We start from the raw sequence: 18,211 nt of genomic DNA on the forward strand, positions 1-18,211 counted from the left end.
TTCTATATTTAATCAACCAACTAAAATTTATTTATTTTGCAGTAATTGAATCTTTTACATCGCCGCAATGCAACATGCCTGCTTTGTATGTAGGATGGTATTTACCAAGATATGGATTTACTACTTCTGCACTATTACTGATCCAACTTGCTGCAATAGAATCATTAAAAGCCATCGGACAGTTTTGTACATACAACTTTGTTCCTTCGTAATTAATGCTGGTAAAAAAAGATGGGTACATCATCTCTGTAACCATACTAAAATCTTTACGCATTTCAGTAATATCTTTTTGTTGCAATAATGAGAGTGCATTGGCTTTAATATCGCCCAAATTACCTTTCACTGTTTCAAAAATAAGCGCTGTATCTTTTTTAAGTTCGTCAATAGGTAAACGATCTATTAAACTAATAAATACCTGCGTTTGTTGCTTTGCCACAGCCGTATCAGCTTCTACAAAAGCATTTTTAACGGCTAAATAGGCATTTACAATGCTATCAACACTTTTATTAAATCCTTCGCTGTGTTTTTTTAAGGCAATAGGTGCTAATGATGGGCCCTCTGGCTTGCGTTCCACTTTTCTGATAGCGAACCAATAAATAGCAAAACTTGCGGCGATAGCAACTATAAATATCAATAACCTTTTCATATAAATTAAAATTTACGCAAAGGTACAGTAACAGCGTAAACAACTACCATTAATTGGGTAAAAGGTAACAAAAAGGGTTGAGTGAGGTAATAAGTCTTACTTGCAGCTGCCATTCAAATTTAATAGCTCATTATTTAAGCATATCCATTACTTCATAACTGTATGAACAATGCTTATTAACACCTCACTTACTCCGTACCAACAGCTGTGTAACAGCTATACAACAGTTACTTGAATGCTATACAATAGCTGTTCACTTTATCAATACATTATTTTGCCATTAATACCATAGCATTGGTTTTCGCATCGTCACTCAAATGTGCACCTGCCCAATGTACCATGGCATCAAATACGGGGAATAAACTTTCACCAAAAGCAGTAAGCGAATACTCAACCCTTGGCGGTAATTCTTTATAATATACCCGAGTAATCAATCCATCTTGCTCCAACTCCTTCAATTGCTCCGTTAATACTTTTCGTGAAATGCCAGTTATAATGGCATCAATTTGCCCAAAACGTTTGGTGCCCTTTGATAAATAATATAATATGGGTGCTTTCCATCTACCACCAATTAATTCAAGTGTGGCTGTTACAGGACAAGCAATTTTTTTTCCGTGTACTTGCATGGTTAGTTACGATTGGGTTACTAGTATTTGATGTTCATTTGTTACAAATTGAAACATTTGATTGTTACTTTGTGTAACAAATATATTATTTCATTTTTAAAACACCAACAAATGATATTAGTTACAGGCGCAACAGGCCACTTAGGAAATGCCGTTGTGCAACATTTATTAAAAACCATTCCTGCATCGCAAATTGCCATACTGGCTCGTCAAAAAGAAAAAGCTATTGCGTTTGAAACATTGGGCGTTACTGTTAAATTAGGTGATTTTGATGATACCAATGCTTTACAAGCAGCGCTAAGCGGCATTGAGCAAGTAGTATTAATTTCGGGTACCGACCCAGTGCACCGTTTACAACAACATAAAAATGTAGTAGATGCTGCTGTTGCTGCTTCCGTAAAACGCATCATTTACACCAGTATTGCTATGGAAAGCCTTGCTACTTCTCACAATCAGTTTTTAATGGAAAGTCATTTTAAAACCGAAGCCTATATTGAACAGTCAGGATTAACCTATAGTTTCTTTAAAAACAATTTGTATACTGATACCATTCCACTTTTTGCAGGCGATAACCCTTTTGCTCATGGCATTACATTACCAACAGGTAGCGGTAAAGTGGCATTTGCATGGCGTAACGATATTGCTGAAGCCATCGCTCATCATTTATTACAACCCATTAATAGCAACCAAGTTTTTCAAATTACGGGCAATGTGGCCTATAATTTTGAAGAAATAGCGACCATGCTTTCAACCCTTTCAGGCAAACAAGTAACATTTACCCATGTTGATGCAACTACATATGAAAACATGCTGCAACAAGTAGGTGTTCCTACCCCACTTATTCCTGTACTCTTGGGCTTTACAGCTGATATCAGCAACCACCAACACCAAGCAGTGGCAACTGATTTAGAAAAATTACTTGGGCGTAAGCCAACTGAAATGGCAGCGGCTTTAAAAACCATGTACCACCTCTAATGCAATACAAAGCAGCTATGTATTTATATTTTATTCAACATACATAGCTGCTCTTTCTCAACTGCAACTAAATGCAACCCTTAAAATTTCGAATGTAGCTAATTTGCAACATCTAATAGCTACCTCCTAACATCTCACTAGTAAACATTACTTTTGCAAAAAATTGTAGAAACATGTTATTAGGGTTGCAAAATGTTACGTTTGAATTTGGTGCTCGAACTATTGTGGAAGATGCTACTTGGCATATTCAACCAGGTGAACGTATTGGTTTAATTGGTTACAATGGTACGGGTAAGTCAACCTTATTAAAAGTACTCACTGGTCAGTATTCTCCAGCTAAAGGAACCGTAGAAAAAGGTAGAGAAACCACTATAGGTTTTTTGAATCAAGATTTACTCGGTTTTGAAACCAACGAAACCATTTTAGATGTAGCCATGGGCGCATTCGAAAGAGTGAAAGCTATTGAAAAAGAACTCGAAACTGTAGGAGCTGAATTAGAAAAAACTGGTGATGAAAAATTAGCCGAAAAATATGCTGATTTGTTGCACGAAATGGATGTATTAGATGGGTACAGCATTCACCACCGTACAGAAGAAATTTTACAAGGCTTAGGTTTTGCCAATGCCGATTTACACAAGCAATATAAATTGTTTAGTGGTGGTTGGCGCATGAGGGTTTTATTGGCCAAAATGATTTTAATGAACCCCGATGTACTGTTACTCGATGAACCTACCAACCACTTAGATTTACCTAGTATTGAGTGGTTAGAAAAATACCTATCGCATTACCCGGGAGCTGTAGTAATAGTGAGTCACGATCGTTTTTTCCTCGACAGAATGGTTAACAAAATTGTAGAATTGTACCAACGTGAACTCCATTTTTACACTGGCAATTATTCTTACTACGAAACAGAAAAAGAAGTAAGAATTGATATGCAAAAGAAGGCATACGAAAACCAACAAGATTATATACGCCAACAAGAACGTTTTGTGGAACGCTTTAAAGCCAAAGCTAGTAAAGCAGCCCAAGCACAAAGTATTGTAAAGCGGTTAGATAAAATTGAACGTATTGAAGATGTAAACATCGAACGCCCTAATATGAAAATCAACTTTGCCATGGATAAAACGCCGGGTAAAATTGTAGCTACTTTAAAAAATGTAAGCAAAAGTTTTGGCGATATTAAAATACTCGAAAACACCGGTGCCGAAATTGATAGAGGTGATAAAATTGCCTTGATTGGTGCCAATGGTAAAGGTAAATCAACCCTTTTGCGGATTGTTGTGGGTACAGAGCAATTTGAAGGCGAAAGAGTATGGGGACATAATGTTGACGAATCATTTTATGCACAGCACCAATTAGAAGTGCTCAAAGGCGATAATGATTTAATGGAAGAAATGAAAGAAGCCCGTAGTGGTAAAAATGATTTAGAGCTGCGTAGCCTGTTAGGTGCTTTTTTATTTAGTGGTGATGCTGTTGAAAAGAAAATTAAAGTATTAAGTGGTGGTGAAAAAGCCAGGGTGGCACTAGCCAAAACCATTGCCAGTAGGGCCAACTTTTTAATGCTCGATGAACCTACCAACCACTTAGATATTCACTCGGTTAATTTATTAGTGGAGGCTTTAAATAAGTATGAGGGTACCATTATTTTAGTGAGCCACGATCGTTATTTTATTAGTAGAATCGCCAATAAAATATGGGAAATTGAAGACCATAAAATTGTAGAGTTTAAAGGAACTTATGCAGAGTGGGAAGACTGGAAAATTCGCAGAGAAAAAGCAGCACAAGCAGAAAAAGCGTTGCAAAAAGCAGAAGTAAAACAAGAGAAAGTAGTAGAAGTTAAAAAAGAAAAGAAACCCGAAAACAGGGAAGCCACTAAAGAGTTAGATAAAGCAAAAAAGCAATTTGCTCAGTTAGAAAATAAGATAGCTGATTTAGGTAAAAAGAAAGAAGCACTCGAAACTGAACTTGGCGACCCTGCTATTTATGGCGATAAAATAAAATATGCACAGGTAGAAGCTAGTTACAAAACAGTGCAACAAGATATTACTACGGCTAACAAAGAGTATGAAGTACTTTTTGAGAAGATAATGGAACTTGAAAACGCTTAATAATGAGTACAACAAACATTGCTATTATTGGTGGTGGTAATTTAGGTACGGCTATTGCCAATGGCTTATTACAAAGTTCATTTTGCGATGCAACTGCCATTACCATTACCAAACGTAACACTACTACCCTCACTCGTTTACAACAGAAAGGTATACATGTTACCAGCGATAATGTAGCGGCTGTAAAAAATAGTAACGTTATCATTATTGCGGTAAAGCCTTTTCAAATAAAAGATATTTTACAAGAAATTCAATCTGCATTAACAGCCCAACATTTATTAATTTCAGTTGTTACGGGTGTAAGCATTGCAGATATGAACGAAATGTTGCAACATCCTATGGCTATTGTGAGGGCTATGCCTAATACAGCCATTGCCATACAACAAAGCATTACTTGTATTACAACACAACATACTACCACGGAGCAAAATGAATGGGTAATTCATTTGTTCAATCAATTAGGCAAAACTGTATTAATTGAAGAAAAACTCATGAATGCCGCTACCGTATTGGGTGCCTGTGGTACGGCTTTCGCTATGCGTTACATACGAGCCAACATACAAGGTGGTATTGAAATTGGTTTTGACGCCGCTACAGCAAGTTTAATTGCAGCCCAAACTGTAAAAGGTGCGGCTGAGTTATTGTTAACAACACAAACACACCCCGAGCAAGAAATTGATAAAGTAACAACACCTAAAGGTTGTACCATTGCTGGTTTAAATGAAATGGAGCACCAAGGTTTTAGCTCATCTATGATCAAAGGCATTGCAGCCAGTTTTCATAAAATTGGTTAAATAAATATGATAACCACTACTACCATTCTATTATTGTGTGTAGCGGCTTTTATGGCTGGTTTTGTTGATGCTATTGTAGGTGGTGGCGGTTTAATACAAACGCCAATGGGCTTAATATTAATGCCGCAATTACCCGTTTCAACCGTTATTGGTTCATTAAAAATACCTGCTATTAGCGGCACCAGTTTTGCCGCTTACCAATACTATCAAAAAGTACAATTAAATACAAAACTATTGTTGCTGATGATGCTGTTGGCGCTGTGTGCTGCCTTTGCTGGTTCTACCTTATTAACCTTGGTGCACAATGAGTTTATGAAACCAGTATTGTTAATCGTACTCGTTTTTGTAGCCATATATACTTACACTAAAAAGAATTTCGGACAACAAGTAATTAAAAACCACAGTTTACAACAACGAAACACCTATGCTATTTTAATAAGTATTGTAATGGGGTTTTATGACGGCTTTATTGGACCAGGTACAGGTAGTTTTTTAGTATTGGCCTTTATCAGCATCATGGGTTTCGATTTTTTACATGCATCTGCACATGCCAAAATGGTGAACTTAGCTACCAATTTTGGGTCTATTTGTTTGTTTATTTTAAAAGGACAAATTATCTGGAAAATAGCGCTTCCTATGGCAGCTTGTAATGCTGTAGGTGGTGCTTTGGGTGCAAAACTAGCCATCAACAAAGGCAATCAGTTCATCCGTATCATTTTTTTAATAGTAGTATTAGCCACACTCCTACGCTTTGCATATGATGTATTCATAAAATAAAACTAAAATATTATTGTTTAAACATTAAAATAGGCAACTTTGCATTTTAAATGATCAAAAAATCTTTCTAAAAGCATGAAAAAAATATTATTTGCAGTAGCTATTATCGCTATTACGCAGTTAGCTGTTGCACAAAATACCAACGAATTAGCCAACAAAATAGCACAAGCATATGGCTTAAGCAATTTCAGCAAAGCATCCAATCTGTCTTTTACTTTTAATGTAAGCAGAGAAAATAATACCACTTCAAGAAGTTGGTATTGGGATATTACAACCAATACCGTTACCATGAAAACAGCTAAAGAAGCTGTAACCTATAAGAGAGATACTATTACAACTGCTGCTATGAAAAGCGTTGACCAACGTTTTATCAATGATCAATATTGGTTACTATTTCCTTACCATTTGGTGTGGGATGCTGGTACTACCATTACAACCAAAGAAAACGTGGAAGCACCTATCAGTAAAAAAATGATGACCATGTTAACCATTCAATACAATAATGTAGATGGGTATACACCTGGCGATGCATACGATTTATTTGTAGATGCTAATAATGTGGTTACCGAATGGAACTTCAGAAAAGGCGGCGCTGCTACGCCATCTTTAAGCACCACATGGATGGATAACAAAACATTTAAAGGCATCGTTATACCAATGGATCATACTACTGCTGATGAAAAATTTAGGTTGTTTTTTACAGATGTATCTGTAAACTAAACTAGCTGAAAATATTTAGGAAGTCGCTGTTATTTAATACAGCGACTTTTTTATTTTTTAAACATAAAGTAAACTGCCCCTATTAATAATGCAAAACTGATGAGGTATTGCATTTTAAAAGGTTCTTTTAAATAAAAAACAGCAAAAAAAGCAAATACAGTAAGTGTAATCACTTCTTGCGTTATTTTTAATTGAAAGCCATTGATACCATTATTAAACCCAAACCTATTGGCAGGTACCATTAAACAATACTCAAAAAACGCTATACCCCAACTAATTAAAATGGCTTTCCATAAAGGCATTTCGGTATTTTTTAAATTACCGTACCATGCAAATGTCATAAATATATTGGAGGCTGTTAATAGTAAAATAGTACGTAACATACAGTTTAGTTCAATTTAATATCAGTGATGTTTATTTTTTTGATGAAATTTTCACCAGCACTTTTTTGTGCATGAATTTTTCTTACCACATCCATACCATCAACCACCTTGCCAAATGCAGCATAGCCCAAACTATCTTTAGTACCTCGTTTACCAAAATCTAAACTCGTTTTATCACCTACACATATAAAAAATTCAGTGCTAGCACTACCAGCGGCTAAACGAGCCATTGATAAAGTACCACTTGTATGCGATAAACCTGTTTGTTGGGTGCTCTCATGAGGTACACTTGCTGCGGTAACTAGTTGTGGCCATACGCCACCTTGTATAATGCCCGTATTATAATCAGTAGGCATGTCATCATCTTTTAAAACCCTATAAAACGTACTATTTTTATAATGCGATAATTGTATGTTTCGTATAAATGCTGCCACGGTTTGTGGTGCTTTATCTTCATACAATTCAGCTTCAATATCACCATAATTGGTCACAATTAAAATATGTGGATGTGTATGCTTTTTATGACAAGCCATTAAAAATAACATCAAACAAAAAATCATCCAGCGCATAAACGAATGTATTAGTGGCAACAAATATAATTCGTTACACTTTTAAAACTAGTTTTGTTAAAAGGAAGTTGATTCATGAAACCCCTACCATGCCATCTATAAAAAATGTACATATGTTGGTATTGTTGTTAGATGATGCTGCACAATCAGTTGTTCAAACGCTGCGTCAACAGTATTATCCAACGTATGCTAGCAAAATGCCAGCGCACCTTACATTGATACATACTTTACCTGTTGAGGTGGCGCTGTTTCATAAAACGTTGCAGGCCATTGCAGCAGCTCAACCAATATTTTCAGTAAGCATCAATGAAATAATACCCTTTAAACAGGGCAATGCTATAAGTGTTACGTCGAATCAATTAATGTTACTGCATCAAAATATGGTAAAAAGTTTGCTACCACATTTGCGTAAAAAAGACCAACTACCTTATCAACCTCATATTACCATTCAACAAAAAGTAACAGCTTGGAAAGCCCATACAACCAATATATTGTTACAGCAACAATGGGTTGCTATCGCTGCAAATGCAGTAGCAATGCAACTATTACGACACACAAATGAAGGCTTAAAGTTGATACATACGTATCATTTTAAACAAACTTAAATTAAAGCAGCGTACTTTTTTAGGGTACGCTGCTTTGTCTATAATTGACTACATCTAAAAAAATACAGGTCAAAAAAACATTACATAAAATTGATGTTTATTTATTGTATTTATTTGTAAACGGTGCAAATAATGTTACATAAATCACACATATTAGTAACTTAATATAATTTTATAATTATACTTAATTCGTTAAATTTATTTATGTTAATAGCAATCAAAGTGTTAGCAGTAATAGCACGAGACCCCGATAGACCTTAAACATTGACAAAATACATGGAACAAATTAGACAAGTAATGAAAGAAATGATTAAGGTCTCGGAAGATGAGTTAAACGACTTCCTTAATCAAACCGTTACCAAAACTTTTAAAAGACAGGAAATTTTAAGCCGACCAAATACAGTTCCTAATGATATATACTTCATCAATAAAGGAATTATCAGAATATCTGTCACTGACAACGAAGGAGTTGAACATACCATACATTTTGCATTAGAAAATCAATTTATTGCCGATTATTCAAACTTTATTCAAAAACAGCGTTCTATTTATACTTTACAGACTTTGGAAGAAACTGAAGTAATTATTTTGCCTCGTGCTACAATTGAATGGGGTTACAAATACCTAACGGAAGGACAAAAAATGGGGCGACTTATTGCCGAGTATTATTTTATTTATCAAGACGACCGTATCAAAAATCTTTATGTAAGAACACCAAAAGAACGGTATGATAGTATCACAGAAGTTTTTCCAAACATTCATAACCGAGTGCCACAACATATGATTGCCTCTTACTTGGGAATTACACCCATACATTTGAGCAGACTTAAAAAATCTGTTTCGGAAAAAATATAAACATTTGTTATCGTTTAGCACCTATTAAACTGCTGACTTTTGTATTATAATTTAAAGAAAATTGTAATGACAAAATTCATTTTCACTTTGTTGATTATCATCACTTCGTTACCTGTTTTAGCACAGCAAAGTAATTCAGAAAAAATTAATTGGCCAGCCAATTATGAGCCTTCAAAAAGTAAATTCTATGTTCACAACGAGATAGATATAAATGCCAAACCTGAAATTGTTTGGGCTTATCTAATTGATGCTTTAAAGTGGCAATCTTGGTACAAAGGAGCTAAAAATGTTTCTTTTGTTGAACCAACTGATACAGTTCTAAATTCAAAATCAAAATTCAAATGGGAAACTATGGGTTTGAAATTTCAATCTACTATTAAGGAATTTGAACCTAACAGGCTTTTGGCTTGGGAAAGTAAAAAGAAAAGTATTCAAGGCTACCACGTTTGGCTAATTGTTGCTACTGAAAAGGGTTGTAAAGTTATCACAGATGAAAGCCAAAACGGTTGGCTTACCTTTTTTGAAAAGACTTTTCAAGGAAAAAAACTACAAAAGCTACACGATATTTGGCTTGCAGAATTGAAAAAGAAATCAGAAAAACAAAACTAAATCAAAATGAAAGAATACATTTTAATTACAGGAGCAAGTTCAGGTATTGGTTATGAAATGGCAAAACAATTGGCAATTAAAAACTACAATTTGCTTTTAGTGGCAAGAAGCGAAGATAAATTACAAAAACTTCAACATGAATTACATACTCAATATAAAATTGAAGTAGAATATTTGCTTTACGATTTGTCCGAACCAAATGCTGCACAAGATTTATATAATCACATCAAACAAAATAATTATTTGGTAACAGGCTTAATTAATAATGCAGGTTTTGGCGATTATGGAAATTTCACTGAAATGCCTTTAAAAAATGATGAAGAAATGATAGCTGTAAATATTACAGCATTGGTTAGGCTTACAAAGCTTTTTGGTGCTGATATGGCAAAACAAGGGAAAGGAAAAATTATGAATGTAGCTTCATTACTTTCATTTTTGCCCTTTCCTTACTATTCAGTCTATTCAGCAACCAAAAGTTTTGTATTAGCTTTTACTGAAACAGTTGCAACCGAATTGGAAGAAACAGGCGTAATTGTTACAGCACTTTGCCCAGGAACAGTTGAAACACCATTTCATACAAACGCAATGAGAAAGACAAATGCAATGAATACCAACAAACCAATGCCAGCAGATGTTGTTGCAAAAGCAGGTGTAGAGCTTTTTATAAACGGAAAAGGCAAAAAAATTGTCGGGTTTTTGAATTGGTTTTTGAGTAATTTACCAAGAGTAACACCAGACAAAATAATGATGAAAATTAAAAAGAATTTAGCAAGTATTAAACATTGACGGACAAGCCCACTACCGCTAACAAGGTATTGCCAAAAGCGGGGCTGACGGAATTCTATTAAACTACTTCGCAGCAACGTCTCTGCTCCTGCAGGACTTTGCGACAATATCTCCATTAAATTCTTTAAATACGAAAACTTTTTTTGTGTTGCTTCCTTACAGTACACATCCATTTATTACCGCTCTAAAAAGTATGGAGTTTACTTCGCAGCACCGTCTCTGCTCCTGCATGACGTTGCGACAATATCTCTTTTCAAAAAATAGTGATCATGAGTATTGTTCTATTAAAAATTCAATGGAGGCAATTTATTTAGGTATTTACCTCAATGATGTGCACATCCCAACAATACAAAATCTTATTAATGGTAAACCCATGTATAAAATTGATTGTTTAGCAGGAAATTTAGTGATAAAAAAAATTGATTAATTCAAAGTGTAATTTGAGTTATTACAAAACGCTATAGTTTATTATTATAATTTTTTATTTATTTACAAGTATTCGTAAACTATAAAAAATTAATCTCATGCCAGCTACAACAGAAACAGGCCATGCAAAAAACATTGCAAACTTTCAAAGTTTAATCGCTTTTGTAATTCAGTATGGAGGTACCTACAACCCTTCAAAAACAACATTAAAATTAGCTAACTTACAAGCAAGGTTAGTACAAGAGCAAACCAACCTAACCGATGTTTTAAACAAAACAAGCAGCTACAATATTGCCGTAAACCAGCGGTTTGCAAAGTTTGCCAACGTAAAAAGCTTAGCAACAAGGTTGGTAAACGCATTAGCCACAACCGATGCTGCCGAAAAAACACTTGCCGATGCAAAAGGCTTTAACCGTAAAATACAAGGCAAAAGAGCAAGTGCAGTACCATCAACCCCTACTGACCCAGCAGCAACACCAGTACCCAAAACAATTAGTGCAAGCCAACAATCGTACGATCAGCAAACACAACATTTAAGTGGGTTGGTAGCAGTGTTACAAAATGAACCGTCTTACGCACCCAACGAAACCGATTTACAAGTAGTAACATTAAAAGCTTTAATTGCTGAAATGGTAAACAACAACAACGAAGTAGCCACCCAATACGCAGCCATTAGTACAGCACGTATGGCACGAGACAAAGGGCTATACCTCGAAAAAACAGGTTTAGTTTCCATTGCACAAGATGTGAAAGACTATGTAAAATCAGTATTCGGCGCTACAAGTCCAGAGTACAAACAAATAAGTGGTATAAAATTTAAGCAACAAAAAGTAATTTAAACCACAAAAAGAAAAATGGCTACATCAAAAACAAAATTTGGTGTAGCCATTTAAAATATTTCCTTAGCTTTTTAAAAGTTAATTCTAGCAAAAAGAAAAATCTTTTTAGCAAATAAGAATATGCTAATAACAAAAAGAAAAATCATTTTAGCTGTTAGAAAAATAACTTTAGCATTTAGTAAAATTGTTTTAGCAAAAAGAATAATAGCCTTAGCATTTAAAATAATTGCACTAGCTCATGTTACAGTCAATACTGTAATAAATTAATTAGTTAGCAACTATAGCCCACACATAATTGTAGTAAATATTCAGCCATTCAAAAAAATAAAAAAACAGTAATAAAGTACGGTAATATTAATGGGCAGTAGCAGTCATTAACTTGGTTTAAAGTATTTGCAAAGGCAATTCCTATTTGTGTAAATACAACTTATATATCTTCTAAATTCGTTTTACGTTGCTTTTTTAGTTTTTTAAAGTAACTAGGTGATAAACCGGTAACTTTTTTAAATTGGTTTGATAAATGGGCTACACTGCTGTAGTTGAATTTGTACGATATTTCTGTAAGGTTGAGTTCACCATACATCAATAACTCTTTTACTTTTTCAATTTTATGGTTAATAATATATTGTTGAATGGTAATACCTTTCACTTCAGAAAAAGCATTACTTAAATAGGTGTAATCATGATTTAGCTTATTGCTGATGTATGTAGAGTAATTAACGTTTGGCAATTCATCAGCATAATGAACCATTTCAATAATAACGTTTTTTATTTTGTCAATTAAAATGGCTTTTTTATCATCTAAAACTTCTAAACCCGTTAATAATAAATTTTCTTTAAGTTGCTGTTGTTGTTGTTTACTAATGTCTTCAGTTAATTCAACTACGCCTAATTCAATTGATTTATAAGGAATGTTTAAAGCAAGTAAAGCATCTTTTACTACTAACTTACAGCGCAAACTGACCATATATTTAATGTATATTGTCATAAATTATAAGATGGTATTAGTGAAGTTAAAAGAGAGCTGTTTAAAGTGTGTCACTACTAAATGTACACTTTTATAAATGCCTCAAATATTTATATTGCGTTATGCACATAAAAGCACAAACAAAAAGCTTTCATTTTGGTATGATGACTCATTGAATTTTATTCTTATAAATTTTAATTTTTTAATAAACTACAATGCAAATTCATTCAATTAGACCATTTATTGGTACAACAAACTTTGAGGTATCTAAACTATTTTACAATACAGTTGGTTTTGAAGAAATCAGTATTTCTCCTATTTTATCTGTTTTTAAAATGAACGGTATTGCTTTTTATTTGCAAGATGCTTATGTGAAAGATTGGATTGATAATACGATGGTTTTTGTAGAAGTTGATAATGCCGCTGATTTTTATGCCTATTTACTTTCAAAAAATATTACACAACAATTTCCTGAAGCTCAGTTAAAACCAGTTCATTATCAACCTTGGGGCGCTGAATGTTTTTTGCACGACCCTTCTGGTATTTTATGGCATTTTGGGCATTTTAATGTTTAAATAAATTTATAATAAGCATGAACCATATTATTATTGAAGATGAACAATTTGAGTCGATCGATTTTACAGTAACCCCTTTTCAAGTGACTACTTATGAAAATTGCCAATTTGTACATTGTAATTTTATGGGGGTTGATGTACAGTATACCAAGTGGGTAGATTGTACTTTTACCCATTGTAATTTTAGTATGAGCAATATTGCCAACAGTTTTTTGGTGAACGCACATTTTATTGATTGCAAATTATTGGGCTTACGATTTGATTATTGTAACCCCTTTAATTTATCGTTCCGTTTTCAACATTGTAACCTGTCGCAATCAACTTTCTTTAAAGTAAAAATGAAACTAACTGAGTTTACCAACTGTATATTGCATGAGGTTGATTTTACTGAAGCAGACTTAACAAAAGCTAGCTTTCATGATACAGATTTAGCTGGTGCTGTTTTTGATCAAACTAGATTGAACGCAGCAAATTTTTCTACTGCCATTAATTTTAACATTAACCCTCTTCATAATTCCATTAAAAAAGCTGTTTTCACCATGCCTAGTGTGGTTGGGTTATTAAACCATTTTGATATTGTAGTGAAATAAAAAGGTTGCTGCATTTTTGCAACAACCTTAAAATACAATCAACCTATTAATGAGTATTTATTGTAAACGCTCTTTAATATCTAATCTATGTTTTCTTGCACAATCTTTAGCAACATCATAGCCAGCATCAGCATGGCGAATTACACCCATGCCAGGGTCGTTGCGTAACACACGGCTCAAACGTGCAGCCGCTTCTGGCGTTCCATCAGCAACAATGACCATACCCGAGTGTATACTGTAACCCATGCCTACGCCTCCGCCATGGTGCAAACTCACCCAGCTAGCACCACCTGCTGTATTAACCAATGCATTTAAAATAGGCCAATCGGCAACGGCATCGCTACCATCTAACATCGCTTCAGTTTCACGGTTAGGGCTTGCTACACTTCCGGTATCTAAATGGTCTCTACCAATTACAATAGGTGCTTTTACTTTACCGGTACGAACCAATTCATTAAAAGCCAAACCGGCTTTCTCTCTTTCGCCTTGTCCTATCCAACATATACGAGCCGGCAACCCTTGAAAAGCAATTTTTTCTTTGGCCATTTTCATCCAACGAATCATGCCTTCGTTTTCAGGAAATAATTCCATCATCAAAGCATCTGTCACTGCAATATCTTCTGGGTCGCCACTTAAAGCAGCCCATCTAAACGGACCTTTTCCTTCACAAAACAACGGACGAATATATGCAGGTACAAAACCAGGAAAATCAAAGGCATTGGTTAAACCTCTTTCAAAAGCTCGGGCCCTTAAGTTGTTTCCATAATCAAAAGTAATAGCGCCACTTTTTTGAAGTTGTAACATCAACTCTACATGCAAACGCATGCTATCGTAACTCATATTTACATATTCATCAGGGTTTTGCACTCGTAAAGCATCTGCCTCATGGTTGGTTAAATTGTGTGGTATATAACCAATAAGTGGGTCGTGTGCCGATGTTTGATCGGTGAGTGTATCAGGTACTATATTACGTTCAATTAACCTTTGCAGCAATGCAATAGCGTTACAAACTACCCCAATACTAATGGCTGTACCGTTAGCTTTGGCTGATAATGCTGCATCAATGGCTTCGTCAATATCATCGTAACGTACATCGAGGTATTTTGTTTCTAAGCGTTTATCAACCCTCCAAGGTTCAACTTCTGCCACTAAAGCCACTCCTTCATTCATGGTAATAGCCAATGGTTGTGCACCACCCATGCCACCTAAACCTGCAGTAACATTGAGTGTGCCTTTTAAAGTGCCACCAAAATGTTTATCAGCTACTGCTCGGTAGGTTTCATAAGTGCCTTGTACAATACCTTGGCTGCCAATATAAATCCAGCTACCAGCAGTCATTTGGCCATACATCATCAGCCCTTTTTTTTCTAGCTCATCAAAGTGTTTCCAGTTGGCCCAATTAGGCACCAATTGTGAATTAGATAGTAATACCCTTGGTGCATCTTTATTGGTTTTTAGCATGGCAACCGGTTTACCACTTTGAATAAGCAAGGTTTCATCTTCCTCCAAATCTTTAAGGGCTTTTATTATAAGGTCAAGTGATTCAATATTTCTTGCCGCTTTACCCCTTCCGCCATACACTATCAATTCTTCTGGTCGTTCTGCCACATCAGGGTCGAGGTTGTTGAGTAACATTCTAAGTGCAGCTTCTTGTACCCAACCTTTGCATTGTAAGGTAGTACCTGTAGGTGTTTTGTACTTTTCAAAATCGTACAATGGTGTCATGTCATTTATTTTAATGATGTTATTGAAATTGATAAGTTCGTAAAAATGAAATCGTTTTTAAAATATCGTCGTGTAAAATTCTATCTGCTTCATTAAAGCTAACAATTGCTCTAAATGCAGTAATGATGGCTTCTAACTTTGGTGAGGTACGGAGTGGGCGCCTAAAATCAAGTGCCTGCGCAGCGGTAATAAGTTCAATCGCTAATATTTTCTCCACATTATCAATAACCCTTTTGCATTTTACTGCTCCATTAGCCCCCATACTTACATGATCTTCTTGGTTATTGCTTGATGGTATGGAGTCTACAGATGATGGTGTACACAATTGTTTATTTTCACTTACAATGCCTGCAGCAGTATATTGTGTGATCATTAAGCCAGAGTGTAAGCCAGGATTTTTAATTAAGAAAGGAGGTAAATTTCTTTGTCCGCTTATTAATTGGTACGTTCTTCTTTCACTAATACTCCCTATTTCTGCAATTGCGATAGCAAGAAAATCAGCAGCTAATGCCAGCGGTTGTCCGTGAAAATTGCCACCACTTACAATCAAATCTTCATCAGGAAAAATATTAGGGTTATCGGTAACTGCATTGATTTCTGTAATAAAAATATCTTTTACATAATTATAAGTATCAATGGTGGCTCCATGTACTTGAGGTATACATCTGAAGGAATAGGGATCTTGTACTTGTTGCTTATTTTGTAATTGAATTTCACTACCGCTGAGTAAACTACGTAATGTCGCAGCCGTTTGTGATTGTCCTTTGTGTGGCCTTATAGTGTGTATTGCCTCATTCAATGGCTCTGAAACACAATCAAACGCATCGTAACTAATAGCAGCAATATGTTGTGCCCAATTGATTAATCTTTCAGCTGCAATTAAATTATGCAGACCGTAAGCACTCATAAATTGAGTACCATTAATCAAAGCTAGTCCTTCTTTGCTTTGTAATGCAATGGGCGTCCATCCTAATTGTTCAAGTGCAGCAGCAGCCGTCATTTTTTTTCCTTGTAAATACACATCACCCAAACCTATTAATGGTAAACTTAAATGACTCAATGGCGCTAAATCACCCGATGCACCCAATGAACCTTGTGTATAAATTACTGGTAGCATTTGATGGTTGTACATATCCATCAACCTTTTTACTGTATCAATTTGTACCCCTGAGTGTCCGTAACTTAATGATTTTATTTTGAGCATCAACATCAACTTAACTATATCGCTAGGCACTTCATCACCTACACCACATGCATGTGATTTCAATAAATTATTTTGTAAGGCTTCTAATTGCGTATCATCAATTTGTACATTTTGTAAATATCCAAAGCCCGTATTGATACCATAAAACAATGCTTGGTTGTTATTCATTTTAGTATCTAAATAAGCTCTACAATGGGCTATGCGTTCATGCGCATCAAAAGTGATGGATACTAGTTGGTCGTAGGCTAATAAATTTTTTATTTGTTGAAAATTGGTATGCTTTCTATCTAGTGGTAAATAGTTGTAACTCATTAAAATTGTTTTAGTAAAAACTGATGTAATCAAAAATAGTAAATAATATTATTGCAAGCCATTCAATCATTTTTAGTAGCATTGTATAATTAAATGTTATAACATAAATCTTATGAGAATATTATTAGCCCTACTATTATTATTAACTACTTTTTTGGGAAGTGCACAATCAATTCAAATTTTAAATTCTGGTACAAAATCATCATTACGAGGTTTATCAGCCATCAATGATCAAATTATTTGGGTAAGTGGCAGCAATGGTACAGTCGGAAAAAGTTTAGATGGCGGCATCACTTGGCGCTGGTTTGTTGTAAAAGATTTTGAAAAGGCCGAATTCAGAGATATTGAAGCTTTTGATGAAAATACTGCTATCATCATTGCGATTGCTTCACCAGCGTATATTTTAAAAACAACTGATGGTGGTGAAACATGGAAACAAGTGTATAAGAATGCACAAAAAGATATGTTTTTAGATGCCATTGATTTTTATGATGCCAATAACGGAATAGTTGTGGGCGACCCTATTGATGGTAAATTATTTTTAGCAAAAACAATAGATGGTGGCAATACATGGAAAGATATATCAACCACCATTAAAGCAAAACCCGATAGTGGTGAAGCATTTTTTGCAAGCAGTGGCACCAATATCAAGCTCATTAATAAAAAGAAATTTCATTTTGTAAGTGGTGGTAAAGCATCAAAATATTATAACAGTAATGGTGCAGTTACGGTATTACCACTTTTACAAGGACAAGAAAGTACAGGCGCTAATTCATTTGCTACCAATGGAAAAAAGTTTATTGCCGTTGTTGGTGGTGATTTTAATAAGAAAAATGACCGAATTCAAAATTGCATTTTCTCAACTGATGCTGGTAAAACGTGGAAAGTACCCACAGTTTTACCTTTCGGTTACAGAAGTTGTATTGATTATATTAGTAATTCTACTTGGATTACCTGTGGTTTAAACGGTGTTGATATTACGAGTAATAATTTGAGTAGTTTTACTCATATTTCTGATGAAGGATTTCATGTTTGTAAGCGTTCAAAGTATGGAAGTGTAGTATTTTTAGCAGGAAATAATGGAAAAGTAGCTAGACTTATTTTAAATTAATGTTATAAG

General features: G+C 34.7%; 21 protein-coding genes. 14 read left to right on the plus strand and 7 right to left on the minus strand.

Going from position 1 to position 18,211, the window contains the following annotated elements; translation table 11 throughout:
• Window positions 1-31: 31 nt before the first annotated feature.
• Both ACFOWM_RS01500 and ACFOWM_RS01505 read right to left on the minus strand, forming a co-directional pair.
• Window positions 32-646 (minus strand): DUF3347 domain-containing protein, encoded by a 615-nt coding sequence (locus ACFOWM_RS01500; RefSeq protein WP_379706074.1) that lies wholly within the window; start codon window positions 644-646, stop codon window positions 32-34.
• A 269-nt stretch (window positions 647-915) separates the two neighbouring features.
• Window positions 916-1,272, minus strand: a complete 357-nt coding sequence (locus ACFOWM_RS01505) for a winged helix-turn-helix transcriptional regulator (protein WP_379706077.1) — start codon at window positions 1,270-1,272, stop codon at window positions 916-918.
• A 111-nt stretch (window positions 1,273-1,383) separates the two neighbouring features.
• Here ACFOWM_RS01505 and ACFOWM_RS01510 point away from each other — a divergent pair, with 111 nt between their 5' ends.
• The 5 genes from ACFOWM_RS01510 to ACFOWM_RS01530 all read left to right on the plus strand — a co-directional run bounded on the left by ACFOWM_RS01510 (window position 1,384) and on the right by ACFOWM_RS01530 (window position 6,646).
• Window positions 1,384-2,247: an NmrA family NAD(P)-binding protein gene (locus tag ACFOWM_RS01510; protein WP_379706080.1), complete on the plus strand. Its 864-nt coding sequence runs from the start codon at window positions 1,384-1,386 to the stop codon at window positions 2,245-2,247.
• Between the two features lie 173 nt (window positions 2,248-2,420).
• Complete coding sequence (locus ACFOWM_RS01515; protein ID WP_379706083.1) at window positions 2,421-4,355, plus strand: ABC-F family ATP-binding cassette domain-containing protein; 1,935 nt, start codon at window positions 2,421-2,423, stop codon at window positions 4,353-4,355.
• Window positions 4,356-4,357: 2 nt separating this feature from the next.
• Window positions 4,358-5,149, plus strand: a complete 792-nt coding sequence (proC, locus tag ACFOWM_RS01520; protein ID WP_379706086.1) for a pyrroline-5-carboxylate reductase — start codon at window positions 4,358-4,360, stop codon at window positions 5,147-5,149.
• A gap of 6 nt (window positions 5,150-5,155) precedes the next feature.
• Entirely contained in the window at window positions 5,156-5,926 is a 771-nt protein-coding gene (locus ACFOWM_RS01525) for a sulfite exporter TauE/SafE family protein (protein WP_379706090.1), read from the plus strand.
• A gap of 75 nt (window positions 5,927-6,001) precedes the next feature.
• On the plus strand, window positions 6,002-6,646 hold the full coding sequence (locus tag ACFOWM_RS01530; protein ID WP_379706093.1) for a hypothetical protein: 645 nt from the start codon (window positions 6,002-6,004) through the stop codon (window positions 6,644-6,646).
• A gap of 50 nt (window positions 6,647-6,696) precedes the next feature.
• Here ACFOWM_RS01530 and ACFOWM_RS01535 read toward each other — a convergent pair whose 3' ends face one another.
• Together ACFOWM_RS01535 and ACFOWM_RS01540 are read right to left on the minus strand one after the other, a co-directional pair.
• The gene (locus ACFOWM_RS01535) at window positions 6,697-7,029 is read right to left on the minus strand and encodes a DMT family protein (RefSeq protein ID WP_379706096.1); all 333 of its coding nucleotides are present in this window, start codon (window positions 7,027-7,029) and stop codon (window positions 6,697-6,699) included.
• Between the two features lie 5 nt (window positions 7,030-7,034).
• Window positions 7,035-7,598 (minus strand): peptidylprolyl isomerase, encoded by a 564-nt coding sequence (locus tag ACFOWM_RS01540; RefSeq protein ID WP_379706099.1) that lies wholly within the window; start codon window positions 7,596-7,598, stop codon window positions 7,035-7,037.
• 89 nt (window positions 7,599-7,687) lie between these two features.
• On the opposite strand from ACFOWM_RS01540, the gene ACFOWM_RS01545 reads away from it, so the two are divergent.
• From ACFOWM_RS01545 to ACFOWM_RS01570, 6 genes are all read left to right on the plus strand, one after another.
• Window positions 7,688-8,203, plus strand: coding sequence for a 2'-5' RNA ligase family protein (locus tag ACFOWM_RS01545; protein WP_379706102.1), 516 nt, complete (start codon window positions 7,688-7,690; stop codon window positions 8,201-8,203).
• A 276-nt stretch (window positions 8,204-8,479) separates the two neighbouring features.
• Window positions 8,480-9,058, plus strand: coding sequence for a Crp/Fnr family transcriptional regulator (locus ACFOWM_RS01550; RefSeq protein WP_379706105.1), 579 nt, complete (start codon window positions 8,480-8,482; stop codon window positions 9,056-9,058).
• Window positions 9,059-9,124: 66 nt separating this feature from the next.
• Window positions 9,125-9,667, plus strand: a complete 543-nt coding sequence (locus ACFOWM_RS01555; protein ID WP_379706107.1) for an SRPBCC domain-containing protein — start codon at window positions 9,125-9,127, stop codon at window positions 9,665-9,667.
• Between the two features lie 6 nt (window positions 9,668-9,673).
• Window positions 9,674-10,453, plus strand: a complete 780-nt coding sequence (locus ACFOWM_RS01560; RefSeq protein ID WP_379706110.1) for an SDR family NAD(P)-dependent oxidoreductase — start codon at window positions 9,674-9,676, stop codon at window positions 10,451-10,453.
• A 295-nt stretch (window positions 10,454-10,748) separates the two neighbouring features.
• Window positions 10,749-10,880 carry a hypothetical protein gene (locus ACFOWM_RS01565; protein ID WP_379706113.1) on the plus strand — a complete coding sequence of 44 codons (132 nt, stop codon included), beginning with the start codon at window positions 10,749-10,751 and terminating at the stop codon, window positions 10,878-10,880.
• 97 nt (window positions 10,881-10,977) lie between these two features.
• Window positions 10,978-11,718, plus strand: a complete 741-nt coding sequence (locus tag ACFOWM_RS01570; RefSeq protein WP_379706115.1) for a hypothetical protein — start codon at window positions 10,978-10,980, stop codon at window positions 11,716-11,718.
• A gap of 427 nt (window positions 11,719-12,145) precedes the next feature.
• On the opposite strand, the gene ACFOWM_RS01575 is transcribed toward ACFOWM_RS01570, so the two are convergent.
• Window positions 12,146-12,685 (minus strand): helix-turn-helix domain-containing protein, encoded by a 540-nt coding sequence (locus tag ACFOWM_RS01575; RefSeq protein ID WP_379706117.1) that lies wholly within the window; start codon window positions 12,683-12,685, stop codon window positions 12,146-12,148.
• 215 nt (window positions 12,686-12,900) lie between these two features.
• Here ACFOWM_RS01575 and ACFOWM_RS01580 point away from each other — a divergent pair, with 215 nt between their 5' ends.
• Window positions 12,901-13,260 carry a glyoxalase gene (locus ACFOWM_RS01580; protein ID WP_379706119.1) on the plus strand — a complete coding sequence of 120 codons (360 nt, stop codon included), beginning with the start codon at window positions 12,901-12,903 and terminating at the stop codon, window positions 13,258-13,260.
• 17 nt (window positions 13,261-13,277) lie between these two features.
• A complete protein-coding gene (locus tag ACFOWM_RS01585; RefSeq protein ID WP_379706122.1) occupies window positions 13,278-13,850 on the plus strand; it encodes a pentapeptide repeat-containing protein in 573 nt (190 codons plus the stop codon).
• A 57-nt stretch (window positions 13,851-13,907) separates the two neighbouring features.
• Here ACFOWM_RS01585 and hutU read toward each other — a convergent pair whose 3' ends face one another.
• Both hutU and hutH read right to left on the minus strand, forming a co-directional pair.
• Window positions 13,908-15,575, minus strand: a complete 1,668-nt coding sequence (gene hutU / locus ACFOWM_RS01590; RefSeq protein WP_379706125.1) for a urocanate hydratase — start codon at window positions 15,573-15,575, stop codon at window positions 13,908-13,910.
• Window positions 15,576-15,594: 19 nt separating this feature from the next.
• Window positions 15,595-17,091, minus strand: a complete 1,497-nt coding sequence (gene hutH, locus ACFOWM_RS01595; protein ID WP_379706128.1) for a histidine ammonia-lyase — start codon at window positions 17,089-17,091, stop codon at window positions 15,595-15,597.
• Window positions 17,092-17,203: 112 nt separating this feature from the next.
• On the opposite strand from hutH, the gene ACFOWM_RS01600 reads away from it, so the two are divergent.
• Complete coding sequence (locus ACFOWM_RS01600; RefSeq protein WP_379706131.1) at window positions 17,204-18,202, plus strand: WD40/YVTN/BNR-like repeat-containing protein; 999 nt, start codon at window positions 17,204-17,206, stop codon at window positions 18,200-18,202.
• Window positions 18,203-18,211 lie beyond the last annotated feature (9 nt).

The organism is Ferruginibacter yonginensis (assembly GCF_042651465.1).
GTDB lineage: Bacteria > Bacteroidota > Bacteroidia > Chitinophagales > Chitinophagaceae > Ferruginibacter > Ferruginibacter yonginensis.